Origin of the sequence: Halomonas sp. ATBC28, assembly GCF_005937175.1 — a bacterium.
GTDB classification, from domain to species: domain Bacteria; phylum Pseudomonadota; class Gammaproteobacteria; order Pseudomonadales; family Halomonadaceae; genus Vreelandella; species Vreelandella titanicae.
In genome coordinates, this window is record NZ_VCQL01000028.1 from 1 (window position 1) to 22,789 (window position 22,789).

Annotated in this window: 21 protein-coding genes and 1 pseudogene; 9 read left to right on the top strand and 13 right to left on the bottom strand. The window is 54.7% G+C overall.

Annotated features, from left to right (window positions below):
- Together E0L35_RS26490 and E0L35_RS22700 are read left to right on the top strand one after the other, a co-directional pair.
- On the top strand, positions 1-986 hold a 986-nt coding region (locus E0L35_RS26490; RefSeq protein ID WP_283241550.1), incomplete at its 5' end, for an RHS repeat-associated core domain-containing protein.
- A gap of 21 nt (positions 987-1,007) precedes the next feature.
- The gene (locus E0L35_RS22700; protein ID WP_009286453.1) at positions 1,008-1,532 is read left to right on the top strand and encodes a hypothetical protein; all 525 of its coding nucleotides are present in this window, start codon (positions 1,008-1,010) and stop codon (positions 1,530-1,532) included.
- 28 nt (positions 1,533-1,560) lie between these two features.
- Here E0L35_RS22700 and E0L35_RS22705 read toward each other — a convergent pair.
- A pseudogene (locus E0L35_RS22705) lies at positions 1,561-1,737 on the bottom strand (transposase); the annotation flags it as partial.
- Positions 1,738-2,040: 303 nt separating this feature from the next.
- On the opposite strand from E0L35_RS22705, the gene E0L35_RS22710 reads away from it, so the two are divergent.
- The 3 genes from E0L35_RS22710 to E0L35_RS22720 all read left to right on the top strand — a co-directional run bounded on the left by E0L35_RS22710 (position 2,041) and on the right by E0L35_RS22720 (position 3,721).
- Positions 2,041-2,475, top strand: coding sequence for a hypothetical protein (locus E0L35_RS22710; RefSeq protein WP_138801496.1), 435 nt, complete (start codon positions 2,041-2,043; stop codon positions 2,473-2,475).
- Between the two features lie 3 nt (positions 2,476-2,478).
- Complete coding sequence (locus E0L35_RS22715) at positions 2,479-3,006, top strand: hypothetical protein (protein ID WP_009286451.1); 528 nt, start codon at positions 2,479-2,481, stop codon at positions 3,004-3,006.
- Positions 3,007-3,412: 406 nt separating this feature from the next.
- Positions 3,413-3,721: an SH3 domain-containing protein gene (locus E0L35_RS22720; RefSeq protein WP_138801497.1), complete on the top strand. Its 309-nt coding sequence runs from the start codon at positions 3,413-3,415 to the stop codon at positions 3,719-3,721.
- Here E0L35_RS22720 and E0L35_RS26735 read toward each other — a convergent pair.
- On the bottom strand, positions 3,708-3,905 hold the full coding sequence (locus tag E0L35_RS26735; protein WP_039858230.1) for a hypothetical protein: 198 nt from the start codon (positions 3,903-3,905) through the stop codon (positions 3,708-3,710). The two genes, E0L35_RS22720 and E0L35_RS26735, sit on opposite strands and share 14 nt — an antisense overlap.
- Positions 3,906-3,970: 65 nt before the next feature.
- Entirely contained in the window at positions 3,971-5,866 is a 1,896-nt protein-coding gene (locus E0L35_RS22730; RefSeq protein WP_138801499.1) for a monovalent cation:proton antiporter-2 (CPA2) family protein, read from the bottom strand.
- Positions 5,867-5,963: 97 nt separating this feature from the next.
- Between E0L35_RS22730 and E0L35_RS22735 the strand changes: the two genes are divergently transcribed.
- From E0L35_RS22735 to E0L35_RS22745, 3 genes are read left to right on the top strand one after another with little or no spacing between them, the layout of a single operon-like run.
- Positions 5,964-6,242, top strand: a complete 279-nt coding sequence (locus E0L35_RS22735) for a Trp family transcriptional regulator (protein WP_027959142.1) — start codon at positions 5,964-5,966, stop codon at positions 6,240-6,242.
- Complete coding sequence (locus E0L35_RS22740) at positions 6,239-7,660, top strand: anthranilate synthase component I family protein (RefSeq protein WP_138801500.1); 1,422 nt, start codon at positions 6,239-6,241, stop codon at positions 7,658-7,660. Before E0L35_RS22735 ends, E0L35_RS22740 begins: the two co-directional genes overlap by 4 nt.
- On the top strand, positions 7,657-8,337 hold the full coding sequence (locus E0L35_RS22745) for an aminodeoxychorismate/anthranilate synthase component II (protein ID WP_138801501.1): 681 nt from the start codon (positions 7,657-7,659) through the stop codon (positions 8,335-8,337). The genes E0L35_RS22740 and E0L35_RS22745 overlap by 4 nt, the downstream gene beginning before the upstream one ends.
- A 30-nt stretch (positions 8,338-8,367) precedes the next feature.
- Here E0L35_RS22745 and E0L35_RS22750 read toward each other — a convergent pair whose 3' ends face one another.
- From E0L35_RS22750 to cysM, 8 genes are all read right to left on the bottom strand, one after another.
- Positions 8,368-8,643, bottom strand: coding sequence for a DUF1294 domain-containing protein (locus E0L35_RS22750; RefSeq protein ID WP_022523829.1), 276 nt, complete (start codon positions 8,641-8,643; stop codon positions 8,368-8,370).
- 26 nt (positions 8,644-8,669) lie between these two features.
- Positions 8,670-9,749, bottom strand: coding sequence for a 23S rRNA pseudouridine(2604) synthase RluF (gene rluF, locus E0L35_RS22755; protein ID WP_138801502.1), 1,080 nt, complete (start codon positions 9,747-9,749; stop codon positions 8,670-8,672).
- 36 nt (positions 9,750-9,785) lie between these two features.
- A complete protein-coding gene (locus E0L35_RS22760) occupies positions 9,786-10,331 on the bottom strand; it encodes a DUF924 family protein (RefSeq protein ID WP_138801503.1) in 546 nt (181 codons plus the stop codon).
- Between the two features lie 80 nt (positions 10,332-10,411).
- A complete protein-coding gene (ppc, locus tag E0L35_RS22765; RefSeq protein WP_138801504.1) occupies positions 10,412-13,060 on the bottom strand; it encodes a phosphoenolpyruvate carboxylase in 2,649 nt (882 codons plus the stop codon).
- 38 nt (positions 13,061-13,098) lie between these two features.
- Positions 13,099-13,938, bottom strand: coding sequence for a nucleoside triphosphate pyrophosphohydrolase (gene mazG, locus E0L35_RS22770; protein ID WP_138801505.1), 840 nt, complete (start codon positions 13,936-13,938; stop codon positions 13,099-13,101).
- A complete protein-coding gene (gene relA, locus E0L35_RS22775; protein ID WP_027959135.1) occupies positions 13,938-16,214 on the bottom strand; it encodes a GTP diphosphokinase in 2,277 nt (758 codons plus the stop codon). The genes mazG and relA overlap by 1 nt, the downstream gene beginning before the upstream one ends.
- A gap of 73 nt (positions 16,215-16,287) precedes the next feature.
- Positions 16,288-17,685, bottom strand: a complete 1,398-nt coding sequence (locus E0L35_RS22780; protein WP_138801506.1) for a TRAM domain-containing protein — start codon at positions 17,683-17,685, stop codon at positions 16,288-16,290.
- Positions 17,686-17,687: 2 nt separating this feature from the next.
- The gene (gene cysM, locus E0L35_RS22785) at positions 17,688-18,596 is read right to left on the bottom strand and encodes a cysteine synthase CysM (RefSeq protein ID WP_138801507.1); all 909 of its coding nucleotides are present in this window, start codon (positions 18,594-18,596) and stop codon (positions 17,688-17,690) included.
- 91 nt (positions 18,597-18,687) lie between these two features.
- Here cysM and E0L35_RS22790 point away from each other — a divergent pair, with 91 nt between their 5' ends.
- A complete protein-coding gene (locus E0L35_RS22790; protein ID WP_138801508.1) occupies positions 18,688-21,420 on the top strand; it encodes a response regulator in 2,733 nt (910 codons plus the stop codon).
- A gap of 83 nt (positions 21,421-21,503) precedes the next feature.
- Here E0L35_RS22790 and acpS read toward each other — a convergent pair whose 3' ends face one another.
- Positions 21,504-21,881 carry a holo-ACP synthase gene (acpS, locus tag E0L35_RS22795; protein ID WP_138801509.1) on the bottom strand — a complete coding sequence of 126 codons (378 nt, stop codon included), beginning with the start codon at positions 21,879-21,881 and terminating at the stop codon, positions 21,504-21,506.
- Between the two features lie 33 nt (positions 21,882-21,914).
- On the bottom strand, positions 21,915-22,739 hold the full coding sequence (pdxJ, locus tag E0L35_RS22800) for a pyridoxine 5'-phosphate synthase (RefSeq protein ID WP_027959132.1): 825 nt from the start codon (positions 22,737-22,739) through the stop codon (positions 21,915-21,917).
- Positions 22,740-22,789 lie beyond the last annotated feature (50 nt).

The window sequence follows — 22,789 nt, forward strand, 5'->3', positions numbered from 1 at the left end:
CCAGCGAGCTGGGGGCTACCCGCGAAGCCACTTACCGTTATGACGGCCTAGGAAGACGCATCAGCAAAACCGTGCGCCACACCAACGGCACCACCGCCACCACCCACTACGGCTGGGACGGTGATCGTATCGTGCGCGAAGAAACGGACAATCAGCGCACCACCGTGGTCTACGAGCCGGGCAGTTTTGTGCCCATGATGCGCATCGACGACACCCAGCAAGGCCAAGTCCTCAGCGCCTACATCACCGACGCTCTCGGCACACCCATGCAGCTGGTCACCCCCAACGGCCAACCCCGCTGGCTGGCCGAACCCGACGACTGGGCCGCGGTCAAAAACCAGCGCGCCGTGCGCAACGTCACCCAGCCGATCCGGTTCCAGGGGCAATGGCACGATGAAGAGAGCGGGCTTTACTACAACCGCCACCGTTATTACGACCCGCAGCAGGGTAGGTACATCAATCAGGATCCGATTGGGTTAAGGGGTGGCACGAATTTATATGGCTATGTGACCAACCCAACGGGGATGGTGGATCCGCTGGGGCTAGTCGGTGAATGCAATTTAGAGGGCCCCGCTGATGAAGGTTTCATCGCAAAAATTTGGCGAAATTCAACAGCATGGCACTTTGAAGGCAGACATTGTAGAAATACGGATTTACCTTCTTTTAAATCGGCAAATTCTCGGAACTCAGATTGGATACTTTTGCCTGAATCCCAATCTATTTTCCATGATAATGGTATAGGAAAGCCTGAGCTCAAATTCATCCACCCTGATGGAAGAGAGGCGGTTTTTGATGGAGACACCCACGAATTAATTACTGATCCTCGTTATATGGGGACATATAACTACGTAAATCCCTCAAAGACTCCCGAAGAATGGACTGATTTCAGGGGCTGGGGAGATTGGGCTATTAAGGGCGTAGGGCATGGTGTATTAGACGTCTTGCCTTATATTCCTGGCCGTAATAATGTGCGTGGGCCAAACTAACATATAACCGGAATTTCAAAAATGAATCTAAGAGAGCGTTTCATCGCCAGCATCATTGCAATCCTTTCACCACTAATCTCCGGGTGTGAAACTGCTGAGATTGCTCGATTTTATCATCAGCCTTCTGATACTTTTTATGAAAATATGAATTTTGACATACCAGCCCTAGATAAATTCAAAGACAATAGGATTCTTTTCACTATTTCCGTAAAACAAGCTACATATGAAAATTATTATGTCTGGCTTGGATTATATGCAACATCTTCGCGAAGCACTCCCATAAAAATCATTCATGCAACGCTAATAGGTAATGAATGGAAAAAAGATTATTTTATTAATACAGAAATAGATCTTACTGAAAGAAGCGGGGATGAGGAGCTACTAACTGGCGAGGCTTTGATAGAAGTAAATGGAGATTTTTTTAATCTCTTCAAGAACTCTCCAAATATAACGCTAGAAGTAGCATATTCTATAGATGGAGAGGAGAAAACAATGCAGTTTTTTATTGAGCGTCGAATTGAAAAATATACAGTCTATCCAACATAAATTTGAAGTATCTTGTGACCTTGGTTTTTTACGTAAAGTTGGCTCGCAAGCAACTGTCGATGCACGCGACGCATACCATCGCTCTGAAGCTACTGACTAACTTCTCATAGCGTGTGGTGATTCGGCGTAACTCTTTCAGCCAACCAAAGCAGCTCTCTACCGCATTGCGTTGCCAATATTTATGTTTATCAAACCGCCGTGGTAATCGACGATATCCAACAAGGTAAGTTAGTCAGCACCTATATCACCGAAGCCTTGGCCCCCCCCATGCAATTGGTCACCCCCCCGCTGGCTGGCCGAACCCGACGACTGGGCAGCGGTCAACAACCAACACTCTGTGCGCGACGTCACCCAACAGATAAGGTGCCAATGGCAAGACGAAGAAAGCGGCCTCGACTAAAACCGCCACCACTATTATGACCTGCAGAAAGGCAGGTACGTCAGCCAGGATCCGATTGGCCTTAACGGCGGCACTAATTTTTAGGGCTATGTGAAGAATCCGACCGGCATGGTGGATCCGCTAGGGTTGTTAGTTTGCGGTGGATTGTGTATTGCCGGAGTAGCTCTTGGTGGAACTGCCGTAGTTAATTGGACAAGAAATTATTGGAATGAGCCTGTTTCAGATATTACTGATGTGCAGGATTGGACGGAGTTAACACCGGAAGAATCAATCTATCACCGCATGGGTGAAGGCAATGATGGCAATCGAAAATTTGTTTCCCCAAATGGCCGTAGTGAAGCAGTTTTTGATTGTAATGACGACCTTGTGACTGATCCAGCCAATGCGGGAACTTATAACTTTTTTGAGCCCCGTTTTATGGGCGGTATTCCACATAGTGTTACAGATGTACTACCATACTATATATTTGTAACTTCACCGTCAGGCATGTTTAATCCACAGCGTTTCACAACCACGTACAATCATTTAACACAGGAAAAATAGTCAATGGTAAGATTCAAAATAGTGATACTTCTTTTGATAACGATTTTTACTTGTTCAGGGTGTGGTATTAAAACACATAAAAACTATGGATTTACAGAGCCTGAGCTTCGTCTAAACACTGGTGCTATTCATGCAAAGTTGCGCGGCACAATGGAAAATATTGACAATAAAGCCAGCATACATCATGCCCCATATGAAATGTTGCTTTGGTTTTCTTCTTCAATCGAACAAAACAGTAGCTGTTTAGTAAATATAGATTCGATAACTTTAAAAAACTCTGAAACAGGTGAGTCTGTATTGGTTTCTGAAAACTCTGAGGCTGTATTTAGGGAAAGATCGAACGGTGTGTATACGGCAAGCTTTAATTATGAGAATTTAAATCTTCAACACACTGATCATGAATTAGAATTCATATACTCTTTTAGCAAGGATTGTGGATTGGGTCAGACATTGGTTCCCATTAGCATGTTTTTCAAAAAGCAGTATAGTGAAAGAAATATTTCTTTTTGGGATACGGTAATGGGCATTTGATGGAAGCTTCGTCCTTCGGCCATGTTTCGACGAGCATTAACGATACAACGTATATCTATGGCCCAGACGACATGTCTTCATTGCCAACTAGTGAGTATCTTTCGAAGAATGGCTTTCGCCTCGGAAGAGGAATACATCTAGATCTGGCCGAAGAAGAAGAGGCACCGTTGGAAAATTGTATGAGTAATCACAATTCGTCATACAGCACATTAACAAACAATTGTGATACCCCCGTTCAAGACTGCTTAAAGCAACTTAGTTATGATCTAGGCAGGAACATACTTCCGGTCTCTCTTGGTTTCTCCCCGCTAGACTCTGAATTGTTTTCGGGATCTGAGTTTTATCATCCAACGTGAGCAGCTGAGGAAAGCAACTCTATATGGCCTTTCGAGGAAAGCACCGCTCCATGGGCAAAATAATTCTGTATGTTATTGTTGGGGGGTTGGCGGCTTTATACGCTATGAATTTTTTTAGTAGCACGTCAAAATTTATTTTGATAGCTGAAGCACCCACAGCGGTTTATGAGGATTTCCCAGCTAGCGGCCTTCCCAGCGCACAGGTCATTGGCGTAATGAGCAAGGGAGAAGTCGCGCGAATATTCCATGCTGAATATTCAAAAGACTTTATGTACTACAAGGTTCAACTTCCCAATGGCGTGGAAGGTTATGTCCTCTGGACGGTAGATGTCACAGTCCAGCCTGCTAAGAAAAATTGAACCATTCTCTAAAACGCCACATTGGGTGAATAAATACAACACCCACCAACAGAGCTATCAATAAGACGCCCTGAGCCGGATGAGCTTCCACAGCCTGCAAGGCAATCAGGCCTCCAAGGTCGTCGCCTACAGCTACGACGCCGCCGGGCGCCTCATCGGCAGCCAGCACGGTGACCACGCCCATCGCTACTCAGTTGAAGGGTGATCTCCACCTAATAAATCAGCGCACCACAGCAAACCGCCATTTTTCTATGCCCTGTGCTCCTGATCAACTTCAGGCGGTGTCCAAATAGGCACATCCTGTCGTTGCGGCTCGGGCCAATCCTGCTGCATAGCGCTATTGAGCGCTTCTTCCAGCTTCATGAACAGCTCACCGTAGCGGGGGCTGAAGCTAATGCCCTCTTCAATCTCTTTCCAGGCGTCAAACAGCTCGTCTTCATGGGCATCTTCGTTCTGAACAAAGGCCCAGGTCATCTGCTTAGCTCGCATGGGGTGTACGCCCATGGCTGTTAGTGCGTGCCCGCCCAGTTCCAGCGCTGAATGATAGGTTTCACTGATAACGTCGTCGGCCCCTGCGTCACGTAGCTGATAGCCATGCCCACGGTCGAATGCACGGGCCAGCACCCACACTTGGGGGTAGGCATGCTTCACATGCTTAACCATCTGCACGGCACGCTCACGATCGTCTAACGCGATAACTAGTAACCTAGCGTGCTCAATCCCTGCGGTCTCAAGCAAGTCGGAGCGGCTGGCGTCACCAAAGTAGCTTTTGATATTAATTTTACGCAGGTTCTCGATCTGCTCAATCTCCAGATCCAGCGCCACGATGGGGATATTATTGGCGCGCAGCAAGCGGCAGATTATTTGTCCAAACCGCCCTACGCCCGCAACGATAACCGGTGCCTGCTCCTCGATTGTATCGGCCTCTCGGTCGTCATTTTTGGCCATTTGGTATCGCGGAAGTACTAAGCGGTCGTAGGCAATAAATAGCAACGGCGTTAAGAACATCGATAGCGCCACCACCAGTGAGAGAATCTGGGAGATATCAGTAGGAATCACGTTGTTTTGAACGCTATAGGTCAGCAGCACAAAGCCAAACTCACCGGCTTGGGCAAGGCTTAAAGTGAATAACCAGCCGTTACTACCATGCACCCGAAATAACAGCGCCAAGCCCAGCAAAATCAGACCTTTAACAACGATAACCGCCAAACCTAGCGATAGCACCGCGCCCCACTCCGCCGCCAGCACCGAGAAGTTGATGCCCGCTCCTACGGTAATAAAGAACAGTCCCAGTAATAGCCCTTTGAAGGGCTCAATATTGGCTTCCAGCTCGTGCTTAAATTCACTGTTGGCGAGCACCACCCCCGCCAGGAAGGCACCCAGGGCGGGGGATAAATTGACCACACTCATCAGGGCGGCGATGCCAATCACCAGCATCAGCGCAGTAGCGGTAAATACTTCACGCAGGCCAGAGCCAATCACATAGCGAAACAGCAGCGGCATTAAGTAGTAGCCGCCGGCAATGACACTCACGATGGCACCCACGACCACTAAGGCGTGCGCCCAGCCCGGCAAGTGCGCTACCAGGCTTAAGCTGGCATGACCGTCATCACCGCCCGCCCCCATCAACTCAGGCAGCGCCAGAAGCGGGATCAGCGCCAGCATGGGGATCACCGCAATATCCTGAAACAACAGCACCGAGAAAGCGCTGCGCCCGCCCTCCGTTTTGGCGAGCCCCTTTTCATTCAGTGTTTGCAGCACAATCGCCGTGGAAGAGAGCGCAAAAATCAGTCCCACCGCCAAGGCGGTTTGCCACACGAGTCCCAGCCACCAGGCAATAGCGGTGCCAGCTGCGGCGGTTAGCACGACCTGAAGCCCACCCAGGCCGATCAGCCGAACCCGCATTGCCCACAGCCCTTTGGGGTCAAGCTCCATACCTACCAAAAACAGCATCATCACCACGCCAAACTCGGCAAAGTGCTGAATGGTAGTAGTTTCCTTCCCCACCAGCCCCAGAATTGGCCCAATCACTACCCCGGCGACCAAGTAACCCAGCACCGACCCCAGGCCAAAACGCTTGGCAAGAGGTACGGCGATCACCGCGGCAACAAGATAAATAAAGGCTTGAATGAAATAACTGGTCATCGGGGCTCCTTAAATTGACAAGCGCTACTTGACTTCCCAGAGCAATCAGGTAGCGTACTAGTACGTTAGTACATCACTAATTACTCGGTAGCGAACTATGCCTTCAAACGGTCACTATCAGGCTGAGCTAATCGACCACCTACTCTCCATTGATTCACCTGAAGCAATGGATCGAGCGCTGGCGAGCCTGCTAACGCCTGCAGAGTACCAAGAAATCAGTAAACGCCTACAAATTTTTAAGCTGCTGCGTGAAGGCGTGCCCCACCGCAAAATTGCCGAAACCCTGGGTGTGGGCATCGCTACGGTTTCACGGGGCTCCCGCGCGCTTACCACGTTACCCTCTTCAAGCCCTTCTTCACGGAATGATGCATCATGACCACTGCCAATACACATGCCTCACCAGGCCCGCAGCCTTTTACGCTGCCGCGCAAACCTCACTATGTGACCTTGGCGGCGGACTGCGACTTCTTTGCCCTGTTTCAGAAAATCGAGCGTCGGTTTGATACCTGCTACATGCTTGAGTCTCTGGGTGAAGATAGCCATATGGCGCGCCACTCGATTATCGGCTTCGACCCCGAGTACACGCTCTACGCCAACGGCAACACACTGACCATTGAAGAACGTGGCGGCAATGCCAACCACTACACTAGCGACAACCCCTACGAACTGCTGCGCAGCCTGATCCCGCAGAATATTATTTCCCGCAAGTACGCCGGAGGGTTAAGCGGTTACCTTGGTTACGATGCCATGCAGTATTTCGAGCCATCGCTTACGTTAAAAGCCAACGATGATTTCGACACCTTCCGCTTCGGACTTTACAAAGATGGCCTGATCCTCGACAAGATGACCGGGGAAGTCACCTACTTCTATTACGACAATAGCCGCTACGAATTTCTACAGACGTTAATTGATGCAGACGATGAGCCGGCAGGCCCGCTGAAAATCACCGCCTTAGGCGACACCATGAGTCAGGCAGAACACGCCGAGGCGGTGGCCAAGGTGAAACGGGATATTATCGACGGCAAAGTGTTCCAGTGCGAAGTCGGCTTTAAAAAACGCTTTAGTATTAAAGGCGACGCTCTGGCGCTGTATGACCAGCTGCGCACCATCAACCCGTCGCCGCAAATGTACTACGTCAAATTCGGCGAGCAGAAGCTGATCGGCGCAAGCCCAGAGCTTTTGTTCCGGCTGCGCCAGGGCGAGATGGAAACCTTTCCGCTGGCGGGTACCACCACCCGAGGTCAAACGCCCCAAGAAGATACCCAGCTCGCCCGCGCGCTGCTTAACGATCCCAAAGAGATCGCCGAGCACAATATGATAGTGGATCTACACCGCAACGATATTGGCCGGGTAGCGCAGTTTGGCACGGTCAAAGTGCGCAGCTTGATGGATATCAAGCGCTTTAGCCACGTGCAGCATATCTCCAGCGAGATCGTCGGCATTATCGCCGAAGGCGAAGATATGTTTACCGCGCTGGCCAGCAACTTCCCCGCGGGCACCCTCACCGGCGCACCCAAAATCGAGGCGATGAAAATCATCGATGATTTGGAAACCGATGGGCGCGGCCCCTACGGCGGCGCCGTGGGTCAGTTCTCGTTTAACGGCGACTGCACCTTTGCGATTCCGATTCGCACCGTGTTTGTGAACGGCGAGCGTGCCTACGTGCAAACCTGCGGTGGCAATGTGTTTGATAGCAATGCCGCCGATGAGTATGAGGAGATCCGCCGCAAGTTTGCCGGTACTCGCAAAGCCCTTACCCCCTTTATGGAGACGGACATGGAGAGCCCAGCATGAAGGTACTTATCATCGATAATTACGACTCCTTCACCTATAACCTCTACCAGTTTATTGGTGAGATTCTAACCACAGAGAAGAATCGCGGCGGGCTGGCCAATTTTGAGATTATCGTTAAGCGCAACAATCAGATCGATTACGGCGCCATCGAAGCCATGGCCCCGGATCGTATTATCATCTCCCCCGGCCCCGGCTCGCCGGATGACCCGCGCTACTTTGGTGTATGCGCTGAAGTGATCGAGAAACTGGGCAAGACCACCCCGCTGCTGGGAGTATGCCTGGGCATGCAGGGCATCGTGCACGTGTTTGGCGGCAAGGTAGTCAAAGCACCGCTGCCGATGCATGGCAAGATCAGCCCGATCAACCACAATAACGCATCGGTGTTTAACGGCGTACCCGACCAGCTTGAGGTAATGCGCTACCACTCGCTAATTGCCGATGCGACCACCCTGCCCGAGTGCCTGGAGGTGACCGCCACCGTGGGCGCACTGGCAGCCGATAGCTTTGAGCAGCGCAGCCGTTGGCTGGCACTGGGTGAATTCGACCTGATGGGGGTTAAACATCGGGAGTACCCGATTCACGGCATCCAGTTTCACCCAGAATCGTTTGCCACCGAAGGCGGCAAAGAGCTGATCGCTAATTTTCTTTTCGCGCACGGCAATCACGCCAGAGCGTAGGCACCAAGTATAGGGTGGCTAAACGGGTGGCTAAATGAGACTCAATGAAACCGTTAGCCACCCTAGACAGGCCAGATTTACGACAACCGTCAGCCAGAACGTAACTTGAAAGGCGGTTTTCTGGGTTTTATGCCTCAGTTGCTGTTGGGCCAGTAGCGCACCCGGCCAGCCACCCACTACCCCAAGCAGATGTAGCGACTTTTCACTCACCCGACGGCGGTTTTTAATAGCCGCCTTTTTGTCGATAGCGTAAGTGATATAAGCGATAACGCTCACTACAGCGTAAAAGGCGACGATTGGGATCACAGTGAAGACTCTTGAATGATGGGGAGTTACTTGCGCCGCTGGGAAGGCTTTCCGACCGCCGCTGGCTTACCGCGGCCTTTACCAACGGGCCTACCTTTAGCTCCAGGCTTGCTTTTAGCACCAAGCTTGCCGGGGGCTTTGCTGCCCTTGGAGTGCGGCTTGCCTAACGTACTGCCTTTCGGGCCGGTACCTGTTTTTCCACTGACTTTTCCGCTGGCGGCTTTTTTACCCTTGACGGGTGGTTTAGCCCCGGCGGCTTTGGCACCAGCCGCCTTCGCGCCTGCTTTGGCCGGGCGCCCTTTTGCGGAAGGCGGTTTTGCCTTTCCTGCGCCTGAGCTGTAGTTGGGCCTTTCCGGTTTAGCTTTACTTTTCTTTTCTGGTGCCGCCTCTGAGCGTTCGGTCAGCGCGATAATGGTATCGATCTCTTTGGCAGTGAGATCGCGCCAGTCGCCCAGGGCTAAGCCTTTTAGCGGCACATTCATAATGCGCGTGCGAATAAGCTGGGTAACCTCGTAGCCGAAGTATTCACACATACGACGAATTTGCCGATTGAGCCCCTGCACCAAGGTAATAGTGAACACAAAGGTGGACTCTTTTTGTACCTTGCAGCGCTTGGTCACCTTGCCAAGAATCGGCACGCCACTCTGCATGCCGTCAATGAACTCGTCGGTGATCGGTTTGTTCACCGTCACCTGGTACTCTTTTTCGTGGTTGTTATTGGTGCGCAGAATCTTATTAACCAGATCGCCGTTATTGGTTAAAAAAATCAGCCCCTGGGAGTCTTTATCGAGCCGCCCAATGGGAAAAATACGCACGCCATGCTTCACAAACTCAACGATATTATCCTTTTCGCTGGACTCGGTGGTGCTGACAATGCCCACCGGTTTGTTCAGCGCGATCAGCACCAGATCCTCCTCTTCCTGAGGCTCGATCTCCTGACCGTTTACTTTAACCAAGTCACCCGCCACCACTTGATCACCGGTGGTCGCGCGGCGACCGTTTATCCACACGTTGCCCTGCTCCACAAAGCGGTCGGCTTCACGGCGAGAGCACATCCCGCTCTCGCTAATATATTTATTGATACGGGTAGATTTTCGAAACGACATAAAACGCCATGTGGCTATAAGAGGATAAGCAAACAGTTAAAAAGAGGAGCCGGGCTCCTTTAAGAAGGCCAACTCCTCGTCGGTAGAGCCCCGCCCCAACAGTGCGTTGCGGTGCGGGTAGCGCCCAAAACGATCAATAATCGCCTTGTGGCGCACTTCAAAGTCGTAGTTATTCTCTAACCCCGGCTGGTCAAACAGCTGCATCGCCAGCTCATGAATGGCCGCGGATTCGCTATGCATATAGGGCATATACAAAAACGCACGCTGCTCGCTGGTTAGTTCTGCGTCTGCCCCAGCGGCTACCGCCTCTTGAGCTAGCGCCAGCGCTAAGGGATCAGTGGCAAAGGCGCGAGCGTCATCGCGATAGATATTGCGCGAGAACTGATCCAGCACAATGATCTCCGCAAGCCGCCCTTGCGGCGTTTGACGCCATGCGTAACATTCACACCGCGCGGTTTGGGCATGCAGCGCGCCAAACCGCTGCGAGATTGTACGATCCAACTCAGTGTCTTTTTTAAACCACTGAGCAGGCGTCAACTCCTCAAACCAAAAGTCGAGTACCGCTTGAGCATCTGAGGACATTGACGCCTCCCTGTTGTAGTAGAACGTTGTAGTAAAACGTTACGGTTAAAAATCACGGTAAAAAATCGTGTTAAAACAGCCTAGCCGGTGTTGCGCAGACCTGCCGCTATGCCCGCCATAGTGACCATCAACGCCCGGGAAAGATCGGCGCTGATCGCCCCATCGGCGTCGCGATTACGCTGCAGCAACTCCGCCTGCAAACCGTGCAGCGGATCGATGTAGGGGTTGCGAACATCGATCGCCTGGCGAATCAGCGGCGTGTTTTCCAATAGCTTCTCTTGCTGAAGAATATCCAGCACTGCTTCTTCCAACGACGCGAAGCGCTGGCGTAACTTTTTACCCAACGCCTTCAGCGAGGGCTCGTCGACCAAGCGGTGCTCGTAGTAAGCGGCAATGGCGACATCGGCTTTGGCCAGCAGCATCTCCAGCATGTCCAGATAGGTGCCAAAGAAAGGCCACTCGTTGCGCATCTCCTGTAGCACATCGCGTCCACCGGGCTGCTCTAAGCGCCGCGCAAAGGCTTCGCCGCTACCCAGCCACGCGGGTAGCATCAGGCGAATCTGTGTCCAGGCGAAAATCCATGGAATGGCGCGCAGGGTTTCGACCCCACCATCCTGACGCCGCTTGGTGGGGCGTGAGCCCAACGGCAGCCTACCCAAGGCGCCTTCCGGTGTGACCGCGCGGAAATAGGGCACGAAGTCTGGGTCTTCACGCACGACGCCCACATAGGCACCATGCGCTACCTTGGCGAGCTGATCCATCTCTTCACGCCAGTGCGGTTCCGGTGCACGCGGTGGCAACAGCGTGGCTTCCAGCACTGCACAGGCATATATCTCCATGGAGCGCAGGGCAATATCAGGCTGACCAAACTTGAAGCGAATCATCTCGCCCTGCTCAGTCACCCGCAGACTGCCGTTTACCGAGCCTGGAGGCTGGGAGAGTATCGCCGCATGGGCCGGGCCGCCACCACGACCAACGGTGCCGCCACGGCCGTGGAACAGGGTTAAATCGACGCCGTGCCGGTTACACACATTCACCAGCGACTCTTGAGCGCGGTACTGCGCCCAGGCAGCAGCCAACTGACCGGCATCTTTTGCCGAATCAGAGTAGCCAATCATGACCTCCTGACGGTCATCGATCAGCGAACGGTAGCCCGGTATCGCCAGCAGTTGATCCACCACATCACCTGCGTGATCCAGGTCGTTAAGGGTTTCAAACAGCGGTGCAATAGGTAGCGTTACCTGCCCCCCGACCTCTTTCATCAGCAGTGCTACGGTGAGCACGTCCGAGGGTTCAGCGGCCATGGAAATGATGTAAGTTCCCAGCGCTTCGGAGTGCTCCTGGGCGATAACTTTGAAGGTATCCAGCACTTCGCGGGACTCGGCGGAGCACTCCCAGCGGCGCGGAATCAGCGGGCGACGTGAGGCCAGCTCCTCAAGCAGAAATTCCTGACGTTTGGCTTCGTCCCACTCCTGGTAGTGACCCAGGCCAAGGGAGCTTGTTAGCTCTTCAATGACCTGGGCATGGCGACTGGCTTCCTGACGTAGGTCAAGCTTGGTCAGCGTAACGCCAAACACCGCTACTCGGCGCAGCGTATCCAGCAGCGCGCCGTTAGCGATGGTGTCGAGGCCCACATCACACAGCGAGCGGTAACAGGCGAGCAGCGGTGAGTAGAGCTGATCGCGGGTTTCAATAATCGGCCCGCCATCATAGTTATTTCCCTCCAGCTCGGCCTTGGCCCAATCGCGGGTTGATTCCATCTTCGCCAGCAGGCGTTTCAACACTTCGCGGTACGGCTCGGCTACATCACCCGCCTCGGCTTTGAGCGCGCTATTGGCCTTCCACATGGAGAGTTCGGTTTTGAGCTGTTCAAGATCGCGCAAATAGAGGTCGGCGGCCATCCAGCGGCCAAGCAGCAACACTTCACGGGTCACTCGGGCGGTCACGTTGGGATTGCCGTCGCGGTCGCCGCCCATCCAGGAGGCGTAGCGTATCGGCGCGGCGTCCAGGGGCAGGCGCTCACCGGCGGTATCCAGCAGCAGGTTATCCAAATCTCTATGGAAATCTGGCACTGCCTGCCACAGGGAGTTTTCAATTACCGCAAAGCCCCACTTGGCTTCATCCACCGGGGTGGGCCGCTCGTGGCGAATCTCGTCGGTGTGCCACGCCTGGCTAATCAGCTCCTCCAGGCGGCCCTGGGCACGGGTTCCACGCTCTGGGTAATCTTCGGAGCTCTCAATGGCGGTTAAGCACTCATCGATGGCATCATATTTTTGAATCAAGGTTCGGCGGATAACTTCGGTGGGGTGCGCGGTGAGTACCAGCTCAACGCGCATATTGGCGAGGGTCTCGACCAGTTTACGCGGTGAGTTGCCCGCCTGCTCGGCACGCGCAAGCAGTTCCCCGAGCACCGGCTGGGAGCCGGGCTTGTAGTCCTCTACCCGGCGAAAGCGCGCCCGATAGTGCTGTTCGGCAATGTTCGCGAGGTTTAAGAACTGGTTAAACGCCCGGGTGACCGGCAGCAGATCCTGCTCGGGAAGCTCACGCAGGTACTCGATCAGTTCGCGCTGCTGCAGTGAATCGCCCTGGCGCCCGCGCTTGGCGTGGGCGCGAATGGTTTCAATTTTATCGACAAATGCTTGGCCCAAATCGTCGGCAATGGTTCGCCCCAGGCTGTCGCCCAGAATACGCACATTATCGCGCAGAGATTCGTGTAGGTCGTGACTCATTGGCATGGCCTCCTTGCAGGGGTCGCGTCATTATTAGATCAGGAATGGGTAGATTGTTTTTCTTCTGCTTTGGCTGCCTGCCAGTGGGCTTCCATCTCGTCTAGGGAAGCCTCTATTAATGGCCGCTGGGCAGCGCTAAGCTCGCGCTCGACAAAACGAAAGCGGCGCTCGAACTTGGCATTGGTAGCGCGCAGGCACTGCTCTGGATCGGCATTCAGCGTGCGGGCAAGATTGGTCACTGCAAACAGCAAATCGCCGACTTCTTCCTGGGCGTGCTGTTGATCACCGGCGGCGAGCGCCTCTTCTACTTCCGCCAGCTCTTCACGAATTTTAGCCACCACGCCGCGCGCATCGGGCCAGTCGAAGCCTACTCGCGCGGCGCGCTTGGACAGCTTGGCAGCGCGGCTAAGGGCGGGCAGCGTGCGCGGCACATCGTCTAGCACAGAGGGCCGCTCAACGGCTCTCTCGGCACGCTCCTCGGCCTTCAATGACTCCCAGCGGCTGTTGACCTGCTGAGTTTGCACCTCTTCGGCACTCACTCCTGGCGGGCGGCGGGAGGCCAGCGTGCCCTCCGGAAACACGTGCGGATGGCGGCGCAGCATTTTGGCGGTCAGCGTATCGACGATATCGGCAAAGTCGAAGCGCTGCTCTTCCGCGCCAAATTGAGCGTAGTAGACCACTTGAAAGAGCAGATCGCCCAGCTCGCCGGGCAGTTCGTCAAAAGCGCGTCGCTCGATGGCATCGGCGACCTCGTAGGCCTCTTCCAGGGTATGGGGCACAATGCTCTCCCAATCCTGCTGGAGATCCCAGGGGCAGCCCTGTTCCCGGTCGCGCAGCACCTGCATCAGGGTCAGCAGATCATCGATACCATGGCGCATTATGCCCCTCCCTTGCGAATTTGTTGTTCCGGGTCGGCGTTGCGCAAACGGCGCACTTCGGTAACGTTGGGTAACTGCTGAATGCGCGAGAACAACCGCCCCAGGGATTCAAGGCCATCGACTTCCAGGGTAATACGCAGCCGGGCAATGCCTTCATCGGTGTCCGTTAGCGTGTTCACGGCAAGCACGTTGACTTTTTCATTACCGAGCAGGCCCGTGACATCGCGCAGCAGCCCGGAGCGATCCCAGGCCTGAATCTCGATGGTCACCGGGTAGCGGGTCTGGGCGCGTTCGCCCCACTCCACTTCGATAATGCGCTGGGGTTCGTCCAGCCGCAATTGCAGAATATTACTGCAGTCCTGGCGGTGAACGGTGACGCCGCGCCCCTGGGTAATAAAGCCGATAATCGGTTCGCCAGGCACCGGACGGCAGCAGTTGGCCATACTGGTTTTAAGGTTGCCGACGCCGAGCACCGTGATATCGCTTTTGGTGGCTTTGCTGGATTGGCGCTTAGGTTTGGCGAGCAGGCGATCGAGCTGCTCTTGGTCGTCGGTTTCACCAAACAGTTGCTGAGCCTGGTGCAGCACCTGACCGATACGCAGGTCACCAGCGCCGATGGCCGCGTACATGTCCTCGGCGTTTTGGTAGTTGACCGCCTTGGCCAGCTTGGGCAGATCGAGACCTTCCACATCCAGGCGGCGCATTTCACGGTCAAACAGCACGCGCCCCTCGTCCAGGTTTTGATCCCGTGCCTGATGTTTGAACCACGCCTGAATTTTGGCCCGCGCCCGGGAAGTGCGCACATAGCCCAAACTGGGGTTTAGCCAGTCGCGGCTTGGGCCACCTTTAGTGGCGGTAAGAATTTCTATCTGCTGGCCGGTTTTTAACTTGTAGGTGAGCGGCACAATGCGCCCATTAATCTTGGCGCCTCGGCAGCGGTGGCCAATTTCGGTATGCACCCGGTAGGCGAAATCGATCGGTGTGGCAATCCGCGGCAGGTCAATCACGTGACCGTCGGGAGTGAAAACGTAAATGCGGTCAGGGGCCACATCGCTGGAGAGCCCTTCGCGCAAATCGCCAAAGCCGCCCACCTCGTCCTGCCACTCCAGTACCTGACGCAGCCAGGCAATTTTCTCTTCGTAGCTACGGCTTTTGGCGTTGGTATCGTGGCCTTTGTAACGCCAGTGGGCGCAAACGCCCAGCTCCGCTTCGTCGTGCATGGCGAAGGTGCGAATCTGGATTTCGAGCACCTTGTTTTCCGGCCCCATCACGGCGGTATGCAGCGACTGATAGCCGTTCTTTTTGGGGTTGGCGATATAGTCGTCAAACTCGTTGGGCACGTGGTGCCAGCGCGAGTGAATAATCCCCAGCACGGTGTAGCAGTCCGCCACTTCCGGCACCAGAATACGCACCGCACGCACGTCATGAACTTGCGAAAAATCGATCCGCTTACGCTTCATTTTGCGCCAGATCGAGTAGATATGCTTAGCTCGCCCATCCACGTCGTAGCGGTGGATGTGCTGAGCTTCCATCAAGCCTTTGATGGTTTCGACCACATCGTGAATATAGCGGTCGCGGTCAAGGCGTTTCTCCGCCAACAGCTTGGCAATCGCCTTGTACTCATCTTCGTGCAGGTAGCGAAACGATAGATCTTCCAGTTCCCACTTAAGCTGACCGATGCCCAGGCGGTGGGCCAGCGGCGCATAAATATCGGCGACTTCACGAGCCACCAGTAAACTTTTTTCCCGGGGAGCGTCTTTTACCTGGCGTAGTGCGCAGGTGCGTTCGGCAATCTTAATGAGTGCCACGCGCACATCACCGACCATATTGACCAGCATCTTACGCAGGTTTTCCTGCTGATTGTGTTGGCCCATGCCATGGTCAGGCGCCAACGGGTAGCTAATAGCGGCCATTTGCAGCACGCCATCAATCAGACTGGCCACTTCTTCGCCAAAGCGTTTTGTCACGGACTCAAGGCTCAGCAGCCCTTCCCGCACTGCACGGTAGAGAACGGCGGCCTCAAGCGTGGCTTGGTCTAGCTTTAACTCACCAAGGATATCGGCCATTTCCAGGCCCATGCGAAAACTAGAGCCTGGCGATAGCCATACGCGATGGGTGCGCGGGGCTTCAAGCTCCAGTTGTTCGGCGAGTTCACAGGCGCCGACTAGACGCTCAGGCTCAGGTAGGCGCACATCCTCCTGCAGGCGCGTTAACCACTGCTGTATATCCACCTTTCCGCCCGCGGTTAGCGGCTGGTCTTCACGCACTTTCACCATGACAATTACTCATCCTTTCAGGGAGACGGTCTCTGCACGACCGCCACCGTGGCTTGATGCGATGGGGAAACGTCTAGTCCCCGTATTCGAACAGCATCAGCGTTTCCATATGCGCAGTGTGAAGGAACATATCCGCCACTGCTACTTGCTTGACCCGGTAACCCGCATGCACAAGATGTGCCGCATCCCGAGCAAGCGTCGCCGGATCACAGGAAATATAGACCACCCTGGGCACCGGGTGATGCGCCAGCGCCTGACAAATAACTTCGGCGCCGCTTCGCGGCGGATCGAGCACAAGCGCATCGCTACCGCCATGAACGGTCAACAGTTCCTTAACGCTGGCAGCGCTGTTTAAATCAGCCTGCTGACCGCTGACCATCAGTTGGTTACGCTTCGCGTTAATCGCAATACGCGCCACCATGGCGGGGTTACCTTCCACCGCATAAACCTCAGCACCCGCTGCCGCTATAGGTAGGCTGAAATTACCGATACCAGCGAACAGATCGAGTAATTTTTGCCCTGGTTTAGGCGCTAACCACTGGATGACCTGGGCGACCATTTGCTGGTTAACCGGGGCGTTGACCTGTAAAAAATCGCCCGGTGCAAAACTTAAGCTAAGCGGTGGTTGGCCGGTAACGGTTAGCGACTCTTCAAGCGCCGGCGCTGCGCCATGCCAGTGCAGTGTGGGTGTTTCACGCCCCAACCAAGTGCCCAGCGCCACTCCCTGCTGCTGCGCAAAGGCTTGCCAGCGTTCGGCGTCCCCGGTGTGCTCTTTTAACTGACGTACTAACACGACCTGCGTGGTCGCCGTCGCCAATAACTCAATGTGCCCTACCTGGCGCGGCGCCTCTAACGTACCCAGCAGCTCACGCAGAGGTGTTAATAGGCGCTGTAAGGGATCGACCAACACCGGGCAGCGTTCAATATCCACCAGGCGATGGCTATGGGCGGCACGAAAGCCCAGGCGCGTAGTGCCTTGGCTGTCGACTTTGACCCCCAGCCGTGCGCGGCGCCGATAGCCCTGATCGCTGCCTTGAATCGAGCCGATCTCACTTAGCGTTATACCCTGGCGAGAAAACAGATCGCGCACTACTTCTCGTTTATGGTCACGCTGGGCGTCGACACTTAGGTGCTGCAGATCACAACCGCCACAGTGGCCAAAATGCGGACAAGGCGGCTTGACGCGCAGCTCGGAGGTGGTCAGCAGCGATTTGATATGCGCTTCGTCAAAACGTTTGCGGGTGGTATGAATTGCCACGTCCACTTTTTCACCTGGCAGCGCCTGATCAACAAACACGGTTTTACCGTTGGCTGAATGGGCCACGCCACGCCCATCATGAGCCAAACGCTCAATGACCAGCGGCGATGCGTCCTCTACAGCGGTATACGGAGCCTTGCCGCCCGGCGAACGCGCTAGCCCAGAATGACCTGAAGCGGGCCTGGGCGGCCGCCGTTTTCCCAACATGGCCATGGTTATACTCCTGGGGCAAATAGGCCAGTGGAGAGATAACGATCACCACGGTCGCAGACGATAAACACAATCACCGCATTTTCGGTTTGCTCCGCGATACGTAGCGCGCCCGCGAGACTGCCACCCGATGAGACCCCGGCCAGAATGCCCTCTTCACGGGCCAGACGGCGCATATGCTCTTCGGCCTCTTGTTGGCCAATATCAAGGGTGACATCCACCCGCAGCGCTTCAAAAATAGCCGGCAGGTACGCTTGTGGCCAGCGACGAATGCCGGGAATACTGGCGCCATCGGCGGGCTGCAAACCGACAATCTGAATAGCCGGGTTTTGCTCTTTCAAATAGCGCGACACCCCCATAATGGTGCCCGTGGTGCCCATCGAGCTGACGAAATGCGTCACCTCGCCCCCGGTTTGCTCCCATACTTCGGGACCGGTGGTACGATAGTGGGCCAGCGGGTTATCAGTGTTGGCGAACTGGTTTAGCGGCTTGCCTTCGCCCCTGGCGATCATGCCATCCGCAATATCCCGAGCCTCTTCCATACCGCCCGCTTTGCTGGCGGAAATTAATTTAGCGCCATAGGCCGCCATTGCCTGCTTACGCTCCTCAGAGGCGTTTTCCGGCATAACCAGCACCATCTGGTAGCCCTTAATCGCGGCCGCCATGGCTAGCGCAATACCGGTATTACCTGAGGTCGCCTCAATCAGCGTATCACCGGGGGCTATATCACCTCGGGCTTCTGCTTCATTGATCATTGAGAGCGCGGGGCGGTCTTTAACCGACCCAGCGGGATTATTGCCTTCAAGCTTGGCCAACAGGGTATTGTTACGCCCCGCGCTAATGCGCTTAAGGCGTACCAGGGGCGTGTTGCCAACCACATCTTCTATTGTGGGATAGCCCTTAAGATCGTTCATGAATGTTCCTTATCGTCACCGTTATGCTGCATTATATCGGTGCTGCCTTAGGCTGGACAGGCAACCTCATTGAATCAGCGAGCTTCTTTTCATGTCTTTGAATACCCGACTGCTGTTTGCGTTACTCGGTTTCCCGCTCCTGGTGTACGCCATGATGGCCGTACTGCTGGTTATACAGAGTGATACGCAAGCTCGCGAGGCACACCAAACGCGGTTAGAAAGCGTCGGCGAGCTGCTCGCCCCGAACCTTGCTGCGGCGGTCGCAACGGGTGATGAGCAACGTCTGGAAGCCCTGTCGCGTCAACTCATCGCTATGAAAGGACTGCGAGCGGTTGCGCTATTTGATGCCCAGGGCGACCGTCTATTATTACTCGGGCAATCCAACCTACCACCGCTAAACGCCCCAGATGATCAGCAATTGATTAAGCAGCAGGATGCATGGCGACTGCGCTTGCCACTGAACCCTCCTCAAACAAGTGTCAGCCAAGCTGGGGACAGCCGCGTTGGCTGGCTAGATATCGAAATGGATACCCGTACGCTAACCCTTGGTCGCTATAAGTTGATTGCCAGCCTTAGCTTGGGTGGCATGCTGCTTGGCCTGCTGCTGTTTTTAGTCGCTTTTGCGATCAGTCGCTATACCACCCGCCCGCTGGAAGAAGCCAACCAAGCCCTTTATCGGCTATCCCGCGGCGACTATCGGCTACATCTGGCGCCCTCTAATGCCACAGAACTCCATCACCTGAGTAGCTATATTAACGCCCTAGCCGAGCACTTTCAGCAAGCCCAGCGGGATATGCAAACGCAAATCGAGCAGGCCACCAGCGAGCTGCAAGAATCCATGGAAACCATTGAAGAGCAGAATATCAAGCTCGATTTGGCCCACCGCAGCGCGCTGCGGGCTAATGCCGTGAAGTCTGAATTTCTGGCCAATATGAGCCATGAGATCCGCACACCGCTAAACGGGATTATCGGTTTTTGCCGGTTACTGGGACGCTCATCACTGGATACGCGCCAGCGGGAGTGGCTGCAGCACGTACACCGCGCTTGCGACAACCTGCTTATGCTGGTTAACGACGTGCTCGACTTCTCCAAACTTGAAGCGAATCGCCTCACCCTGGAAGAGACAGATATCGACATTGTCGCACTGGTCGACGAAGTGGTCGGGCTACACGCCCCTGAAGCCCAGCGCAAGCAACTGCACTTGGTAGCCATGGTATATGACGATGTGCCTACCCCGCTAACCGGTGATCCGCTGCGTATTCATCAGGTATTGAATAACTTGATAGGCAATGCGCTTAAATTCACCCAGCACGGCGAGGTGATCGTGCGTGTCATGTTGGATAATTTAGAAGGCCAGCATGTGGTGCTTAATCTGAGCGTCAGTGACACGGGCATTGGCCTCAGCGACGCCCACCAGGAGGCCCTCTTCAGCGCCTTTTCCCAAGCAGAACCAAGCCACTCACGGCAATTTGGTGGCAGCGGCCTTGGGCTTACTATCTGCCGCCAGTTGATTGAACGCATGGGCGGCGAGATTGGCGTGGAAAGCTCGCTGGGCAAAGGAACCACTTTCTTCTTTACACTGCCTATGCTGGCTCATAAAGCGGCCGAGCGACCTCCAGAAATTAGCTTGGCCAACCCGACCATTCGCTTATATGAAACTCATGCTCCAACCCGCCATGTACTGGAGCACTTGCTAGAGCGCTGGGAAGCACAACCCATCGCCTTTGATGTCTCGGAGCCAGCGAAATTGCTGATATTGGGGCTTGAGCACAGCGACTTTAGCCCCGAATGGCACGCGCACTGGCAAGCAGTGATTGATCAAACCCCCTGCCCCACATTGATTTTAGCCAATGGCAATAGTTTTGATCTGCCGCCACTGCACTTAACCCATGGCGGCGAGACACTCTACAAACCTTTTTCCCGCGCGCAGTTGGTAACGACGCTCAAGCAGCTACTGCTATCTACGCACATGCCGAATAAGAGCGAACAGGAACTCCCCGCGTTACCAGCGGCGTCTCAGCCACTCAAACTACTGATTGTCGATGACAATGCACCCAATCGTGAGCTGCTCAAAAACATACTTGAAGACCCTGCCCTCCATGTTTCTACGGTGGAAAGCGGCCACCAAGCGCTAGAATTCGCCCGTGCCAGTAACGTCGACATGGTGTTAATGGATATTCGTATGCCGGGGATGGATGGCGTACAAACCACCCAAGCATTGCGCCGGTTGAGTAGTACCTGGGCCCGCTGCCCCATTATTGCCGTTACCGCCCACGTGCTCAGCAATGAACGCCAGCAGTGGCTCGCGGAAGGTCTGGATGACGTGCTGGTAAAACCCATTGACGAAACACAGCTAGCGCAGTTGCTCAACCGCTTTTTGGGGGTGACTCATCGGCTGACCGCCAGCATTGCAGAGCCGCCCTATCCACAGCACGACATTAACGCCACCCAGAGGACACGGGTTAGCCATGCGGCACCGGCCACGCTACCCATCATTGATCTGGAGATTGGCGCACGTTTAGCGGGGGGTAAGGAGCATCTGGCACGAGAACAGCTAAAACGTCTGATCGACAGCTTGGATGAGAGTGAACAGCATATGCGCGCCGCTTTTGGTCAACAGCATTTGCCCACGCTGCTCGATTGGGTACATGGTCTCAATGGCGCTAGCCGCTACTGCGGTGCGCCCGAGTTGGCCTTACTGGTAGAGACCCTGGAAACTCGCCTACGCACCAGCGGTTTAGACCATGTTGAGGGGCTATTGGAAGACCTTTACCGGGCAATGGCCCGGCTGCGAGCACTGCGCCCGCAGCTGGTTAGGCATTGATTGAACAGGCTTCAAGACGCTGCCCATTAGATACTTGGAATAAATGACATGACCCCAGCATTGGCTGATCTGGCGGCGAGCTGTTAACGCTCTAACACCACAAAAGCTACCGCATACTCGGCTTCATCGCTCAGGGTAACGTGGCTAGCGGTGACACCCGCCGCTTGCAATAGCCGCTCGGCTTCGCCATTAAGCAGGAGATAGGGCTTACCCAAGGCATCGTTCAACACCTGAATGTCCCCCCACTGCAGTCCTTGGCGCAGGCCTAAACCCAGCGCTTTTACAAATGCCTCTTTGGCAGCAAAACGCTTAGCCAGAAACGCCGCAGGTTGGGCTTTGTGTAGCCAAAGCGCCTGCTCATCGGGGCCTAAAATCCGCTCAGCAAAGCGTGGCCCGTGCCGTTTCATGGCCCGTGTAAAACGCTCCACACGGGCAATATCCGAGCCAATTCCCACAATCATCGCCTTAAAAACCTCTGAATAGACAACCTCTGATCAGTGCCCGCAGCAGCCATTATGAACATGCTCAGAGTGGTTTTCATGCTCATGATCGTGAGCATCGAGAGCCGCCATTAAGCCCGCCTCTTGGCCAGCGATGATCAAGCGCTTCATCTCCTGAACGGCCTCTTTGAGGCCCACAAACAGCGCACGGGCAATAATGGCATGGCCGATATTGAGCTCGTTAACGCCCGGCAGAGCCGCAATCGCTTCAACGTTATGGTAATGCAAGCCGTGACCGGCATTGACCACTAAACCCAGCGAGATAGCGTGAGTCGCTGCAGTCGTTAAGCGATGATACTCTGCATTCGCTGCATCGCTGCCGGGACGCGCTTCTGCGTAAGCGCCCGTGTGCAGTTCAATCGTCGGTGCACCGGCGCGCTGAGCAGCCTCAATCTGCTCCACGTCAGGGTCGATAAACAGGGATACATCGCAACCCGCCGCACTTAGCCGTTGGCAAGCGCTGGCAATGGCATCAAAGCCGCCGACAACGTCAAGACCGCCTTCGGTGGTCAGCTCTTCGCGCTTCTCAGGCACTAAACAGACATGGGCGGGGCGCACTTCTTCGGCCAGCGCCAGCATCTCTTCAGTAACAGCCATTTCCAGGTTCATGCGCGTATTAAGCATTTCGGCCAGAATGCGTACATCGCGGGGCTGAATATGACGCCGGTCTTCACGCAAATGCACCGTAATGCCATCGGCACCCGCCTCTTCCGCAACTAATGCCGCCTGCACGGGGTCAGGATAGCGAGTACCTCGGGCTTGGCGAAGTGTCGCAATGTGATCGATATTGACGCCTAACAGTATCCGTGGGGGGTGCATAGTGCCTCCAGCGCAACAATAAGGTAAGAGTTTGTGAACAGGGAATTCAA